The organism is Micromonospora sp. WMMD980, assembly GCF_029626035.1.
In the GTDB taxonomy this organism is placed as follows: Bacteria; Actinomycetota; Actinomycetes; order Mycobacteriales; family Micromonosporaceae; genus Micromonospora.
Genome location: NZ_JARUBE010000003.1, coordinates 3,740,096 through 3,754,221 on the forward strand (window position 1 = coordinate 3,740,096; position 14,126 = coordinate 3,754,221).

At 74.1% G+C, this 14,126-nt stretch carries 11 protein-coding genes; 2 read left to right on the forward strand and 9 right to left on the reverse strand.

Annotated elements, in window-relative coordinates:
- Positions 1-15: 15 nt before the first annotated feature.
- The 5 genes from O7618_RS17485 to O7618_RS17505 form a co-directional block, all read right to left on the reverse strand.
- Positions 16-3,519, reverse strand: a complete 3,504-nt coding sequence (locus tag O7618_RS17485; RefSeq protein WP_278107159.1) for an ABC transporter ATP-binding protein — start codon at positions 3,517-3,519, stop codon at positions 16-18.
- Positions 3,520-3,609: 90 nt separating this feature from the next.
- Positions 3,610-4,203 carry a TetR/AcrR family transcriptional regulator gene (locus tag O7618_RS17490; RefSeq protein WP_278107161.1) on the reverse strand — a complete coding sequence of 198 codons (594 nt, stop codon included), beginning with the start codon at positions 4,201-4,203 and terminating at the stop codon, positions 3,610-3,612.
- 10 nt (positions 4,204-4,213) lie between these two features.
- The gene (locus tag O7618_RS17495; RefSeq protein ID WP_278107162.1) at positions 4,214-6,364 is read right to left on the reverse strand and encodes a YhgE/Pip domain-containing protein; all 2,151 of its coding nucleotides are present in this window, start codon (positions 6,362-6,364) and stop codon (positions 4,214-4,216) included.
- The gene (locus O7618_RS17500; RefSeq protein WP_278107163.1) at positions 6,361-7,053 is read right to left on the reverse strand and encodes an ATP-binding cassette domain-containing protein; all 693 of its coding nucleotides are present in this window, start codon (positions 7,051-7,053) and stop codon (positions 6,361-6,363) included. Before O7618_RS17500 ends, O7618_RS17495 begins: the two co-directional genes overlap by 4 nt.
- Positions 7,054-7,151: 98 nt before the next feature.
- Complete coding sequence (locus O7618_RS17505) at positions 7,152-7,991, reverse strand: DUF4081 domain-containing GNAT family N-acetyltransferase (protein WP_278107164.1); 840 nt, start codon at positions 7,989-7,991, stop codon at positions 7,152-7,154.
- Positions 7,992-8,129: 138 nt separating this feature from the next.
- Here O7618_RS17505 and O7618_RS17510 point away from each other — a divergent pair, with 138 nt between their 5' ends.
- Positions 8,130-8,717, forward strand: a complete 588-nt coding sequence (locus tag O7618_RS17510; RefSeq protein WP_278107165.1) for a PadR family transcriptional regulator — start codon at positions 8,130-8,132, stop codon at positions 8,715-8,717.
- A 46-nt stretch (positions 8,718-8,763) separates the two neighbouring features.
- Here O7618_RS17510 and O7618_RS17515 read toward each other — a convergent pair whose 3' ends face one another.
- Positions 8,764-9,582, reverse strand: coding sequence for a class I SAM-dependent methyltransferase (locus O7618_RS17515; protein ID WP_278107166.1), 819 nt, complete (start codon positions 9,580-9,582; stop codon positions 8,764-8,766).
- A gap of 128 nt (positions 9,583-9,710) precedes the next feature.
- On the opposite strand from O7618_RS17515, the gene O7618_RS17520 reads away from it, so the two are divergent.
- Complete coding sequence (locus O7618_RS17520; protein ID WP_278107167.1) at positions 9,711-10,385, forward strand: helix-turn-helix domain-containing protein; 675 nt, start codon at positions 9,711-9,713, stop codon at positions 10,383-10,385.
- Between the two features lie 58 nt (positions 10,386-10,443).
- Here O7618_RS17520 and ispG read toward each other — a convergent pair whose 3' ends face one another.
- Genes ispG through dxr form a run of 3 tightly spaced genes read right to left on the reverse strand, consistent with a single transcriptional unit; the run spans position 10,444 to position 14,096 of the window.
- Positions 10,444-11,619, reverse strand: coding sequence for a flavodoxin-dependent (E)-4-hydroxy-3-methylbut-2-enyl-diphosphate synthase (gene ispG, locus O7618_RS17525; RefSeq protein WP_278107168.1), 1,176 nt, complete (start codon positions 11,617-11,619; stop codon positions 10,444-10,446).
- 9 nt (positions 11,620-11,628) lie between these two features.
- Positions 11,629-12,876 (reverse strand): site-2 protease family protein, encoded by a 1,248-nt coding sequence (locus tag O7618_RS17530; RefSeq protein ID WP_278107169.1) that lies wholly within the window; start codon positions 12,874-12,876, stop codon positions 11,629-11,631.
- Positions 12,873-14,096, reverse strand: coding sequence for a 1-deoxy-D-xylulose-5-phosphate reductoisomerase (gene dxr / locus O7618_RS17535; RefSeq protein ID WP_278107171.1), 1,224 nt, complete (start codon positions 14,094-14,096; stop codon positions 12,873-12,875). Before dxr ends, O7618_RS17530 begins: the two co-directional genes overlap by 4 nt.
- Between the last annotated feature and the right edge of the window lie 30 nt (positions 14,097-14,126).

Consider the following 14,126-nt stretch of genomic DNA (forward strand, 5'->3'; position numbering starts at 1 on the left):
GGGCGGGGCGGGAGGTCAGCCGGCCAGATGGTTCCAGCGCGGCTCCAGGTCGGACCAGGCGCCCTGGTCGGCGACCACGCCGTCGACCAGCACCACCACGTGGTCCGCGCGGATCAGCGCGGCCCGCTTGGCGGTCGAGCCGACCACCGTCACCCCGTGCTCGCGCAGCGCCGCCCAGAGCGCCAGCTCGGTGGTCACGTCCAGCGCCGACGACACGTCGTCGGCGACCAGCAGTTCGGTACGCGGCGCGAGCGCCCGGGCCAGCGCCAGCCGCTGGAGCTGGCCACCGGAGAGCCGGGTGCCCTTGTGCCCGATCAGCAGGCCGAGCCCGCCGCCCGCCGCGGCCAGGTCGTGTTCGAGCTGGGCGGTGGACACCGCGCCCGCCGCGTCCACCGGGTGCCCCAGCGCGATGTTCTCGGCCACCGTGCCGGAGAGCACCCGGGGCACCTGCCCCACGTAGCCGACCTGGTTGGGCCGCAGGAACAGCTCCGGCTCGGTGACCGGTTCGCCGTTCCAGCGCAGCGCGCCGACGTGGTGCACGATCCCGGCCAACGCGCGCAGCAGCGACGACTTGCCGGCGCCGACCGGGCCGACCACGAGCACCAGTTGCCCGCGTTCGACCACCAGGTCGACGTCGCGGACGGCGAGCGTGCCGTCGGAGTGCAGCGCGCCGAAGCCGGCCAGCTCCAGCCGGCGCAGCGGGTGCCTCGGCGGCGGCTCGGGCGCCGGCGCGGTGCCGGCGGCCAGGTCGAGCCCGGGCACCGCCGCCGAGTAGGTGTCCATCCCGGTCATCTCCACGGTGCGCCGGGTCCACACCCGGGCCGACGGATACTGCGACACCAGCGCCGCGGTGGTCCACGCGAACCACCGGGCCGCGCCGAGCGTGGAGACCGCCACCAGCGTCGCGCCCGCGGAGAGCCCACCGGCCAGGTAGAGCGCCCACGCGCCGATCGGCAGCAGCCCGCTGGCGATCGACGGCGTGGACCGCGCCCACACCTGCATGGCGATCTCCCGGCGCTGCCGCTCGCTGCGGACCACGTCCAGCCCGGCGAGGTGGTCGAGCACCGGGCGGGTGGCGCCGGCCAGCTTCACCGTGCGGGCGGCCGACAGCGAGGAGACCAGCGCGGTGGCGAACGCGGCACGCGCCTTCACCGTGCCGGCCGCGGTGCGTTCCAGCCGGGGCCCGAACAGCGTCGCCGCCAACCCGGAGATCACCATCGTGCCGACGAAGAACGCCGCCGGGATGAAGCTGCCGGTCACCAGCGTCATGGCGAGCACGATGGCCAGCGAGATGAACTGGTCCATCAGGTTGTCGGCGAGCTGCACCACCCGGTCGGTGTCACCGCCCTGCGCCACCACCTCGGCCGGGGTGTGCCCGCTGACCCGGCGCGCGCCGGTCTGCCCGTGCACCAGCCGGGCGCTGATCCGCAGCATCTGCCGGATCCACCAGTGCGGGAACCACACGTTCGTCAGGTAGGGCAGCGGCAGCACCACCAGCAGCGCGGCGGCGATGCCCAACGCGGGCAGCCACGGGTCGCCGCCGCCGACCACGTCGGCCCAGAGCCACGGCAGCACCGCGCCGTCCAGCCCGAGCAGCGTCATCACGATGAACAGGAAGACCGCGGCCAGGCCGTACCGGGGGTCGTTGACGCCCAAGCGGAGGATCTCCCGCATGGTCCGCGCACGCGGCGCGGGCGGCGCCGGCGGCGGTTCGACGCGGGGCACGCCGCCGCGCCGCGACGGGGTGGACCCGTCCGGCGCGTCGGCCCAGTCGGCGGCGAAGGGTTCGTCGGCCCAGCCGGGCCCGTCGAGCAGTTCCACGCCGCCGCGGGCGCCGGTGCCGGCGTACGCCCCGGCGTGGCTGGTGGCGAGCAGCTCGGCGAAGCGCGCGGACTCGCGCAGCGGGCCGGCCTCCAGCACCGCCCCGTCGGCCATCACCACCACCTCGTCGCAGCGGCGCACCGAGGAGAGCCGGTGCGCGACCACGATGCCGATCCGGTCGGTGAGCAGCCGTTCGGTGGCCTGGCGGACCCGGTTCTCGGTGACCGGGTCGAGCCGCGCGGTGGCCTCGTCGAGGATCACCACGTGCGGGTCCCGCACCAGGATCCGGGCGAACGCCACCAGTTGCTCCTGCCCGGCGGAGAGCACGTGCCCACCCTCGCCGAGCCGGGTGTGCACGCCGTCGGGCAGCTCGGCGATCCACCCGGCCAGGCCCAGCTCGGCCAGCGCCCGCTCGGCGGCGCCGAGCAGCTCCGGGTCGAACAGCGCCACGTTCTCGGCGAGCGTGCCGGCCAGGATCTCGGTGCGCTGCGGCACCACGGCGATCCACCGGCGCAGCTCCTCGACGTCGAGGTCGACCAGGTCCACCCCGCCGAGGAAGACCGTGCCGCGGGGCACCTCCACCGCCCGGGTGAGCACCTTGGCCAGCGTCGACTTGCCCGAGCCGGTGCGCCCGACGAGCGCGTAGGAGCGGCCGCGGGTGAAGTCGAGCCGCACGTCGCGCAGCGCCGGACCGCGCGCGTCCCCGACCGCCGGGTAGCGGAAGGTGAGCCCGCGCACGGTCAGGTCGCCGTCGGTCGGGGCGAGCCCACCGACCGGTTCCTGCCGCGAGTTGGCCAGCAGTTGCACCCGGGCCCAGGCACCGAACGCCTGTTGCAGGTGCGGCACCCAGCGGGCGATGTGCTCGACGGTCGCGCCGAACGCGATCGCGAGGAGCCAGACGGCGGTGAGCCGGGCGGCGTCGACCCGGCCGGTGGCGAGCGCCCACGCGCCGCCCAGCACCACGCCGACGATGCCGGCCCGGACGCCGCCGGCGGCGAGCGCGGTGACCCGGCCGGAGAGCCGGAACACCCGGTCACCCCGGGCGATCACCGCGGCCGCCCGGCGGGCGTAGAGACGCAGCACGTAGGGCCGGGCCAGGCTGGTGCGCACGTCGTCTTGGCCGTGCACCGCCTCCTCCATCACGGCGGCGAGGTCGGACCAGGCTTCCTCCTCGGCCATCCGGGCCGGGGCGATGCGGGCGGTGGGGCGGCGCAGCACGACCGCGAGCAGCGCGGTGAGCAGCACCATCCCGAGGCCGGCCGGCCACCAGACGACGAGCGCGCTGACCGTGGCGAGCACGCAGACCGCGATGCCCTGGGCCAGCCGTACGCCGGTGTTCCGCATCTCGGCGGCGACCTGGTAGACGTCGTTGTCGATCCGGTCGAGCAGCTCACCCACCGGGGTGGTCTCCAGCGCCGGCAGTTCCTGCCCGAGCGCGACCCGGCAGAGCCGGCGGCGCACGTCGGCGGACCAGTCGGCGGTGAGCCGGGCCATGATCAGACCGATCAGCAGGTCGGTGACGACCGCGGCGACGAGGGCCACGGCCAGCGCGACGAACCAGCCGGACGAGCGGTGCACGAGCACCGGCCCGGCGAGCGCGGACGCGGCGGCCTGACCACCGGCGCCCAGCACGATCAGCAGCAGGACGATCGCCATCCGCCGGGGTGCGGTGGTCCAGAGATCTCGGAGCAGGCGCATAGGACGGTCCTCCGGACTCGGACGGGTGGGGGCGGTGACCCCAGCCTTCCCGTCCGGCCGGTCCGGCTCAAACGATTTACCGTGGTCCGGTCAGGTCTGGGCGACCCGACGGACGATGCCGAGCAGGGACTCCTGCACGTCGGCGATCGGCCGGTCGGGCTGGAACACCAGCCAGTCCACCGCCACCACCAGTCCGACGCCGAACAGCGCCGAGCTGGCGGTGCGGACGTCCAGGTCGGCCGGCAGGTCGCCGCTGGTCACGCCGGCCCGGACGGTTTCCGCGATCACCTCGATCGCCTCGCCGCGCAGCAGCCGCAGCGTCTGCTGCCACTCCCGGTTGGTGCGCCACATCTCCGAGAGCAGGAGCTGGGCGAACGCCCGGTAGCGGCGGATGTAGTCGAGTTCGGCGCGGACCAGCGCGGCGAGCGCCTCGCGGGGCGGCAGTCCGTCGACGGCGGCCCGGAACTCGGCGGTGAGCAGGCCGATGCCGTGCCGCAGCAGCTCCTCGAAGAGAACGGTCTTGGACTCGAAGTTGTAGTAGACGGTTCCCTTCGCCACGCCGGCCCGGGCCGCGATGTCGTCCACCGTGGTCGCCGAGAAGCCCTGCTCGGCGATGAGGTCTACCGCCGCCACGAAGAGGCGTTGGCGGGTGTCCGCCCGCCGGCGCGTCCGTCCGTCCGTCACCGGACCATCCTCACATGGTCAGTTCGGGGTGCAGCTTGGCCGGGGTGAGCCGGCGGGACCGGCGCGCCGAGCCGACGGTGAGCGCCAGCGCGCCCAGGCCGAACGCGAGCAGCACCAGCGCCCCGGTGACCACCGGTCCGGCCGGGCCGCCGTTGATGGTGTGCCGCAGCCCGCCCACCACGTACGTCATCGGCAGCCAGGGGTGGATCGCCTGGAAGAAGCCGGGCGAGGTCTGCACCGGGTAGGTGCCGCCGGACGAGGTGAGCTGGAGCATCAGCAACGCCAGCGCGGCGAGCCGGCCGGCCGGGCCGAGTGCCACGCCGAGCAGTTGCATGATCGCGGTGAACGCCAGCGAGGCGAGCGCGAGCAGCCCGAACGTGGCCGCGCCGTGCCGCGGGTCGAGCCCGAGGGCCAGCGTCACCACCGTGTAGAGCACGGCGACCTGGGCCAGGCCGATCGCCGCGGCGGGCAGCCAGCCGGCGAGCACCACCCGCCAGCCGGCCGCGCCGGACATCACGTGCCGCCGGTTGACCGGCCGCAACAGCATGTACGTGATCATCGCGCCGACCCAGAGCGCCAGCGCCAGGAAGTAGGGGGCGAAGCCCACCCCGTAGGAGCCGGCCGGGTGCTGCGAGTCGCGGGTCAGGCCGACCGGGTCGCCGAGCACGTCGGCGCGGCTGGCCGCGTCGTCGTACCCGGGCAGTTTCTTCTCCCCGGCGGCGAGCCCGTCGGCGAGGTCACCGGCGCCGCCCTCCAGCGTGGTCAGTCCGTCGACCAGCTTGGTGCTGCCGGTGCCGAGCTGGGCCAGGCCGCCGTCGAGTTGCCGGGCCCCGGTGGCGAGCCGGTAGAGGCCGCCGCGGAGCTGGTCGGCGCCGGTCGACGCGTCGCCGAGTCCGTCGCGGAGCTTGGCGCTGCCCTGGGCCAGCGTGTTGAGCCCGCCGGCCAGCTCGTCGACCTTGGCCCGGGCCGAGGCGACGTCGTCGGCCAGGTGCGGCGCGGCGGCGGCCACCTCCCGGGCGGTCTTCGCGACCTCGGTCATCTGCTTCTTCAACGCGGCCAGATCGGACTTGTCCAGCGCGGACCGCAGCGCCTTGGCCTGGGTGACGGCCTGACCGGCGGCCTTGCGGGCGGCGGCGAAATTCGGGTCGTCGGCGAGTTCGGGGTGGTCCTTCGCGACCGCGTCGAGCCGGTCGGAGATCTCCTCGGCGAGGCCGACCACCTCGTCGGCCTTGGCGGGCAGCGCGTCCAGCCCGTCGGCGAGCTGCTGCGCGCCGGTGGCGACCGCGGTGGCCGCCTGCTGGATCCGGTCGGCGTTGCGGCGCAGCACCGGCTCGTACTTGTTCGCTGCGGCGTCGACCTTCGCGGCGGCGGCCTTCGTCTCGGTGGCGGCCCGGCCGGCGCCGTCGGCGAGTTGTGCCGCGCCGGTCTGCAGTTGGTCGAGGCCCTTGGCGAGCTTGTCGGCGCCCTGGACCGACTGGTTCAGGCCGCCGGCGAGCTGCCCGGCGCCGTTCTCGGCGTCGCCGAGCCCGTCGGCGAGCTGCCCGGCGCCCCGCTGCGAGGTGCCGAGCCCGTCGGAGATCTTCCCGGCCCCGTCGGCCGCGCGACCGGTCTCGGCCTTGGCGTCGGTGAAGCCGATCAGCATCTTGTCGAAGTACGAGGCGGCGGTGCTCTCCGCGGCGGCGGCCCGGATCTCGCTGAACGCCGAGCGGGCGAGCAGCCCGGACAGGTAGTTGGTGGCGTCGTCGTTGACCACCTTCAGCTCGCCCTGCCGGGCCGTCCGGTCCGGTTCCGGGCCGGCGGCCAGGGTGGCCGAGAAGTCGGCCGGGATGGAGAAGACCAGGTGGTAGCGGCCGTCGCGCAGGCCCGCGGTGGCATCGGTCTGGTCGGTGACGGTCCAGCCGAAGACCCTGCGGGCGACAAGTTCGTCGGTGAGGTCCCGGCCGGCGTGCACCTCGCTGCCGTCGCTCGCCGTGGCCGGCCGATCCGCGTCGACCAGCGCTACCGGGATCCGGTCGAGCTTCCCGTACGGGTCCCAGAAGGCGTAGAGGTAGAGCGCGCCGTAGAGCAGCGGGACCACGGTGAGCACGGCGAGCGCGGCGCGCGGCAGTCGGCCCCGGGTCATCCGGCGCAGCTCGAACAGGGCGAGTCGCAGCACGCTCACGCGGGCACCTCCACGGCGGGCAGGGCGGGTACGGGCAGGGCGGGGTCGCCGACGCGGTGCACGGTGGCGGTCACCCCCTCCTCGACGGCGCGGGCGCTGGCGATCACCGCGTAGCCCTGGCCGGCGAGGCGTTCCAGGGCGGCCCAGATCCATTCCCGTTCCGGGCGGTCGGCGCCGGCGTCCACGTCGTCGGCGACGATCAGGCTGGGGCCGGCGAGGCTGGCCAGCACCAGCCCGAGCACCTGGCGGTCGATCGGGGTGAGGTCGCGGCCGTACCGGTCGGGGTCGAGCGGGACGTCGGTGAAGCCGGCGCCGGCGACGGCGGCGGCGTAGGCGTCGCGGCGGTAGGCCCGGCGGGCCCGCAGCGCGGCCACCGGGACGAGCTGGCGGCGGCGTGGCACCGGCCCGAGCAGCAGCAGGCGTTCGGTGATGTGCTCGGCGACGGTGAGCGTGGGGTCGGGCTCGTGCACGCCGGCCACCTGGCCGAGCGCGGCCGGGCCGCGCCGGCGCAGCTCACCGTGGCTGTGCGGGAAGCGGCCGGCCAGGGCGAGCAGGAGCGAGGTCCGCCCACTGCCGGGGGGCCCGGTCACCGCGAGCAGCTCACCGCGCTCGGCGGTGAGGTCCACGTCCCGGTAGACCCAGCCGCGCCGGGTCCGCAGCCCCAGCCCGTCGGCCTCGACGATCGTCATCCCACCCGCTCCGACTTCTAAACTGACTGGTCAGTACAAAAACATGACCAGCATAGCGCCGGGTGTCCGGTTCGACGCAACGCGAGGGAGGGTGATCCTCAGAACAGCACAGTGGCGAGCGTGCCGACCGGGCGGAAACCGCAGCGCTCGTAGACCCGGCGGGCCGGCAGGTTGAAGTCGTTGACGTAGAGGCTGACCGTGGGTGCGACCCGGGCCAGCGCGTCACGGACCACCGCGGCCATCGCGGCGGCCGCGATGCCCCGGCCCCGCCACTCGGGAGCCACCCAGACGCCCTGGATCTGCGCGGTGCGGCGGGTCACCACCGCCAGCTCGGCCTTGAAGACCACCCGACCGTCGACGATGCGGGCGTAGGCCCGGCCGGCGCGCACCAGCTCGGTCACCCGCCGCCGGTAGCCGCGACCGCCGTCCTCGGCCATCGGCGACACGCCGACCTCCTCGGTGTACATCGCCACCGCCGCCGGGAAGAGCCGGTCGACCTCGTCGGCGCGCACCCGGCGCACCTGCGGGTCCGGCGCCACCGGCGGCGCCGCGTCCGTGGCCAGCAACGGCTGGTTCGGGCGTACGTCCCGGGCCGGCCCCCAGTGCGGACCGAGGCGGTCCCAGAGGCCGAGCACCGCGTCGGCGCGGCCCACGATCGAGGAGCAGAGTCGTTCCTCCTCGCCCAACTGCTCGGCGAACGCGGCCACCGCCGACTCCGAGGCGAGCACCGGGGTCAGGTTGCCGCCCAGCCAGCAGATCGACTCCAGGTTGCGCCGGGAGCCGTAGCCGAGGATCCGCGCCTCGGCCCGCCACCAGGCCAGGCCGCGCGCCGCCACCCGCTCGGCGACCTGCGCGCCGGCGTAGGGGTCGGCGTCGAGCAACCGCTCGACCGCGCGGCGCTCCGACTCCCCCAGTTGGCGTACCGGCATCGTGAGCACGGTTACCAGCCTGCCAGATGCACCCCGGCGCGCGCGGGCCGACCGCGCACCTGGACAACCCGGCCATGCGTCTTGTCGCCGATGCGTTGGCGATATATCGTTGATGCATCAGCGATACTCAAATCGAAGGAGAGCCCGATGGGATTCCACCGACACGTGCACGCCCTGCGTGACGAGATGCACCGCCACGGCGGCTTCGGCTTCCCGCCCGTACCCCCGCCCCCGCCGTTTCCGCCCGGACCGCACGGTCACGGACGGGGCCGGGGCGGTCGAGGTGGCCGGGGCCGGCGGCCGAACGTGCGCGGGGCCGTGCTGGCCCTGCTCACCGAGCGGCCGATGCACGGCTACGAGATGATCCAGGAGATCGACTCCCGCACCGGCGGGGCCTGGCGGCCCAGCCCCGGCTCGATCTACCCCACCCTGCAACTGCTGGAGGACGAGGGCGTCATCGCGACCGCACCGGACTCCGACGGTGGGCGCAAGCGGTTCGCCCTCACCGACCAGGGGCGCGCCGAGGCGACCGAGGCGGCACAGACCCCACCCTGGGCGGCGTTCGCCGAGCAGACCGTCAACAGCTGGCACGACATCCGCGACGCCGGCACGCAGGCGATGAACGCGCTGCGGCAGGTGATGACCACCGGCACGGACGACCAGCGCGCCCGCGCCGCCCAGGTGCTCGACGAGACCCGGCGCAAGCTCTACGCCATCCTCGCCGAGTCCGAGTGAACAGCCGCCGGGACGGCACACCGACGGGCGACCCGCCGGTGTGCCGTCAGGCCCGGCGCGCGGTCACCAACAGGTACTCCCACCGCATCACGCCGCCGTCCAGGTGCCGTTCGGCCAGGTCCAGCAGCGCCCGGTCCAGCGCCGCGGTCCGCTCCGGGTCGCCGGCGTTCGCCCGGTAGACCGCCACCGTCGGTCCGTAGTGTGCGGCGAAGAAGTCGCGGAACTCCGCGGGCGTGGCGAAGCGGTTCACCACCACCGCGTCGCGTCCCAGCGTGAGCGCGTTCACCCGATCGCCGAACAGCTCCCGGACGTGCTCCTCGTCTCCCCAGAGCGGAGGCGGCTGCGCGCCCGGCGGCGGTGGCGGCGCGTACGGCCGCATCGCCGCGAACAGTTGCCCCACGAACCCCTGCGGGGTCCAGTTCACCAGGCCGACCGTGCCGCCCGGCCGACAGACCCGGAGCAGCTCGTCGGCCGCCACCCGGTGTCGGGGCGCGAACATCACCCCCACGCAGGAGAGCACCCGGTCGAACGCGGCGTCGGCGTAGGGCAACGCCTCGGCGTCGACCTCCTCCCAGGTGAGCGTCAACCCCTCGCGCGCGGCCAACTCCCGTCCGATCTCCAGCAGCTCCGGAGTGAGGTCGCCGGCGACCACCTCCGCCCCGGTCCGCGCCGCCGGCAGCGCCGCGTTGCCGGTGCCGGCGGCCACGTCCAGCACCCGGTCACCCGGGCCCACCCGGGCGGCCCGGACCAGCGTCGCGCCCAACTGCGGGATCACCTGCGCGGCCACCGCGGCGTAGTCGCCGAGCGCCCACATCCGGCGGTGCCCGGCCTTCACCGCCGCGTCTCGTTCCCGTTCCTCGATCATCGTCTGCTCCTCACCGTCGCGCCTGGTAGTGACGCTAGGCAGTGAGCGACCCGACCCCCAGTACGAGATCTGTACCGCTCCCGACAGGTCGCTGGCCGGGGCACCGGGCCGGGCGTAGCGTGCCCGCCATGGGCGCCTCCTACCACCAGTTCTGCCCGGTGGCGAAAGCCATGGAACTGCTCGACGAGCGGTGGACGCTGCTCGTGGTGCGGGAGCTGGTCAGCGGCTCGGAACGCTTCAACGAGCTGCGCCGGGGCCTGCCCCGGATGTCGCCCACGCTGCTGTCCCGACGGCTGCACCAGCTCGTGCGCGCCGGTGTGGTGGAACGGCGGGTCGACGGCGCGGACGTGCGCTACGTCCCGACCGCCGCGGGCCGGGAGCTGCGGCCCGTGGTGGAGGCGCTCGGCGCCTGGGGGGTGCGCTGGATCGGCGAGCTGGGCGACGCCGACCTGGACCCGAAGCTGCTGCTCTGGGACATGCACCGGCACGTCGACCACGCGGCGGTCCCGCCGGGGCGTACCGTCCTGCGGTTCCGCTTCCGCGACGTGCCGGCGGCGCTGCGCGACTGGTGGCTGGTCATCGCCGCCGGCGAGGCGGACGTCTGCGACAGCGACCCCGGGCACGACGTGGCGGTGACCGTCACCGCCGACCTGCGCGCCATGGTCCAGGTCTGGCTGGGCGACCTGGGCTGGGCGGCGGCGCTGCGCAGCGGCGCGGTCGAGGTGGCCGGGCCGGAGACGCTGCGGCGCGCGGTGCCCGGCTGGTTCACGCTCTCCCCGTTCGCCGCGGTGTCCCGGCCCTGAGACGGCGCGTGCGGCCGCCCCCGGCGAGGGGACGGCCGCACGGCGACGCGGGACGCGGTCAGTGCACGGTGACGGTGGCACCGCCCGGCAGCAGCTCGCGCAGCTCCTCGGGGATCTCGGCGCCCATCTCGTCGGCGATGCGCAGCGCCTCCTCGATCAGCGTCTCCACGATCTGGGCCTCGGGCACGGTTTTGACCACCTTGCCCTTGACGAAGATCTGGCCCTTGCCGTTGCCGGACGCGACGCCCAGATCGGCCTCACGGGCCTCACCCGGACCGTTGACCACGCAGCCCATGACCGCGACGCGCAGCGGCACCGGCAGCCCTTCCAGGCCGGCGGTGACCTCCTCGGCCAGCTTGTAGACGTCGACCTGGGCCCGGCCGCAGGACGGGCAGGAGACGATCTCCAGGCCACGCTCGCGCAGCCCCAGCGACTCCAGGATCTGGTTGCCGACCTTGATCTCCTCCACCGGCGGGGCGGAGAGCGAGACCCGGATCGTGTCGCCGATCCCCTCGGCCAGCAGCGCGCCGAACGCCACCGCCGACTTGATCGTGCCCTGGAACGCCGGGCCGGCCTCGGTGACGCCCAGGTGCAGCGGGTAGTCGCACTGCTCGGCGAGCTGCCGGTAGGCGCGGATCATCACCACCGGGTCGTTGTGCTTGACCGAGATCTTGATGTCCCGGAAGCCGTGCTCCTCGAACAGCGAGCACTCCCACAGCGCCGACTCGACGAGCGCCTCGGCGGTGGCCCGGCCGTACTTGGCGAGCAGGCGCTTGTCCAGCGAGCCGGCGTTCACGCCGATCCGGATCGGCACGCCCGCGTCGCCGGCGGCCCGGGCGATCTCCTTGACCTTGTCGTCGAACTGCCGGATGTTGCCCGGGTTCACCCGCACCGCCGCGCAGCCGGCGTCGATCGCGGCGAACACGTACTTCGGCTGGAAGTGGATGTCGGCGATCACCGGGATCTGCGACTTCCTGGCGATCGCGGGGAGCGCCTCGACGTCGTCCTGCGACGGCACGGCGACCCGGACGATCTGGCAGCCGGACGCGGTCAGCTCGGCGATCTGCTGGAGCGTGGCGTTCACGTCGGCGGTCAGGGTGGTGGTCATGGACTGCACCGACACCGGTGCGCCGCCGCCGACCGGCACCGAGCCGACCATGATCTGGCGGCTGGCCCGACGCGGGGCCAACGGCGGCGGCGGTACGGGGGGCATACCGAGACTGACAGCTGTCACTTCAGGCACTCACCTTGAGAAGAGCGTGATCGGGTTGACCACGTCCGCCGTGACGGTCAGCAGCGTGAACACGCCACCGACCAGGATCACCGCGTACGTGAGGGGCATGAGCTTCAGATAGTCGACGCGACCCGGGTCGGTGCGGCCGATCCGGGCGTAGAGCCAGGAGCGGGCGCGCTCGAACCAGGCGATGGCGATGTGCCCGCCGTCCAGCGGCAGCAGCGGCAGCAGGTTGAACACGCCGATGAAGAAGTTCAGCGACACGAAGAGCATGAAGAACACCAGCCAGGCGTTGTTCTCCACGGCCTCGCCGCCGAGCCGGCTGGCGCCGACCACGCTGATCGGGGTGTCCACGTCGCGCTCGGCGCCGGTGATCGCGTTCCACAGCGCCGGCACCTTCTGCGGGATGCGCTGCATGGCGTGCGCGGTCTGCACCGCCATGTTGCCGGTGAAGTCGGCGGTCGCGCCGAAGGCGGCGGCCGGGCCGTACTCCACCCGGGTGGGGGTGCTGGGCTGGAGCGCCACGCCGAGCGCGGAGACCGCCGAGGTGGCGCCCTTCGGATCGTCGAGCGGCGGGCGTTGCACCGACGCCAGGTCGACGGTGGCGGTGCCCGGGGTGCCGTCGCGCAGGTAGGAGACGGTCGCCGCGCCGGGCTTGGTGCCGCGGACCACGTCGAGCATGTCGCCCCAGGTGGAGACCGGCCGGCCGTTCACCGCGGTGATCCGGTCGCTGTCCTTGAGCTGGGCCTTGCCGGCCGGGCTGGCCGGGTCGGAGGCGGTGCAGGCGCGGGCGGCGTTCTCCACGACCACGCACGGGGTGAGCGCGATCACCGCCGGTTCGGCCCGGAAGCCGGCCTCGGTGGTGGGGAACTTCGGGTTCGGCAGGCCGGCGGAGACCGCGATGATCCAGAGCGCCACCAGCGCGATGGCGAAGTGCATCGCGGAACCGGCGGACATCACGATCGTCCGCTTCCACACCGGGTAGCGCCACATGGCGCGCTTCTCGTCCCCCGGCTCGACGTCGTCGTCCTGCGGGGTCATTCCGACGATCTTGCAGAAGCCGCCGAGCGGGATGCCCTTGACGCCGTATTCCGTCTCGCCGCGTCGGAACGACCAGAGCGTCGGCCCGAAGCCGACGAAGTAGCGGGTGACCTTCATCCCGAACGCCTTGGCGGTCAGCATGTGCCCCGCCTCGTGCAGGCTCACCGAGATGAGGATCGCCAGGGCGAACAGCACCACCCCGAGCAGATAGCTCATCGAGCTCCTTCCACCGACCCGACGATGATCTCCTGGGCGTGCGCCCGTGCCCACGACTCGGCGGCGAGCACGTCCTCGACGGTACCCGGTTCGTCGAAGTCGGGAGCGTCCTCCAGCACCCGCTGGAGGGTGTCGACGATGCCGAGGAACGGCAGCCGGCCCGCCACGAAGGCGGCCACGCACTCCTCGTTCGCCGCGTTGTAGATCGCCGGGCGGCAGCGCCCGGCCGCACCAGCCGCCTTGGCCAGCGCCACGGCCGGGAACGCGGCGTCGTCGAGCGGGGCGAACTCCCAGGTGTGCGCCGTGGTCCAGTCGACCGCGGTGGCCGCCTCGGGCACCCGGTCCGGCCAGCCGATGCCGAGCGCGATGGGCAGCCGCATGTCCGGCGGGCTGGCCTGGGCGAGGGTGGAGCCGTCGGCGAACTCGACCATCGAGTGGATCACCGACTGCGGGTGGACCATCACCTCGATGTCGGCGTAGGGCACGTCGAACAGCTCGTGCGCCTCGATCACCTCCAGCGCCTTGTTGACCATGGTGGCCGAGTTGATCGTGACGACCGGGCCCATGTTCCAGGTCGGGTGCGCCAGCGCCTGCTCCGGGGTGACGGCGGTCAGCTCGTCGCGCCGCCGGCCCCGGAACGGGCCGCCGCTGGCGGTGACCACCAGCCGGCGCACCTCACCCCGGGCGCCGCCGCGCAGGCACTGCGCCAACGCCGAGTGCTCACTGTCGACAGGAACGATCTGGCTGCGACCCGGGTGCCGCGCCACCTCGGCCCTGACCAGCGGGCCGCCGGCCACCAGCGACTCCTTGTTGGCGAGCGCGAGGGTACGCCCGGCGCGCAGCGCGGCGAGCGTCGGCGGCAGGCCCAGCGAGCCGACCACGCCGTTGAGCACCACGTCGCACGGCCACTGCGCCAGCTCGGTCATCGCGTCCGGACCGGCCACGATCTTGGGAAGCTTGAAGTCGCCGGTGGCCCAGCCGCGCCGGCTCGCCTCGGCGTAGAACGCGAGCTGGAGGTCCTGCGCGACGGACGCCCGGGCCACGCCGACCGCGTCCACGCCCAGCTCCAGGGCCTGCGCGGCGAGCAGATCCACGTTGCCGCCGCCGGCGCCGAGGGCGACCACCCGGAACCGGTCCGGGTTGCGCTTCACGATGTCGACGGCCTGGGTGCCGATGGAACCGGTCGAGCCGAGCAGCACGACGTCTCGGGGAGTGGTCACCCGCCCATTGTTCCCCAGCGCGTCACGCGC

Excerpts from the sequence above, each read along its gene's own strand:
- O7618_RS17485 (WP_278107159.1), bottom strand. The coding sequence starts at position 3,519 with ATGCGCCTGCTCCGAGATCTCTGGACCACCGCACCCCGGCGGATGGCG.
- O7618_RS17500 (WP_278107163.1), bottom strand. The coding sequence starts at position 7,053 with ATGACGATCGTCGAGGCCGACGGGCTGGGGCTGCGGACCCGGCGCGGC.
- O7618_RS17510 (WP_278107165.1), top strand. The coding sequence starts at position 8,130 with ATGGGATTCCACCGACACGTGCACGCCCTGCGTGACGAGATGCACCGC.
- O7618_RS17515 (WP_278107166.1), bottom strand. The coding sequence starts at position 9,582 with ATGATCGAGGAACGGGAACGAGACGCGGCGGTGAAGGCCGGGCACCGC.
- O7618_RS17520 (WP_278107167.1), top strand. The coding sequence starts at position 9,711 with ATGGGCGCCTCCTACCACCAGTTCTGCCCGGTGGCGAAAGCCATGGAA.
- O7618_RS17530 (WP_278107169.1), bottom strand. The coding sequence starts at position 12,876 with ATGAGCTATCTGCTCGGGGTGGTGCTGTTCGCCCTGGCGATCCTCATC.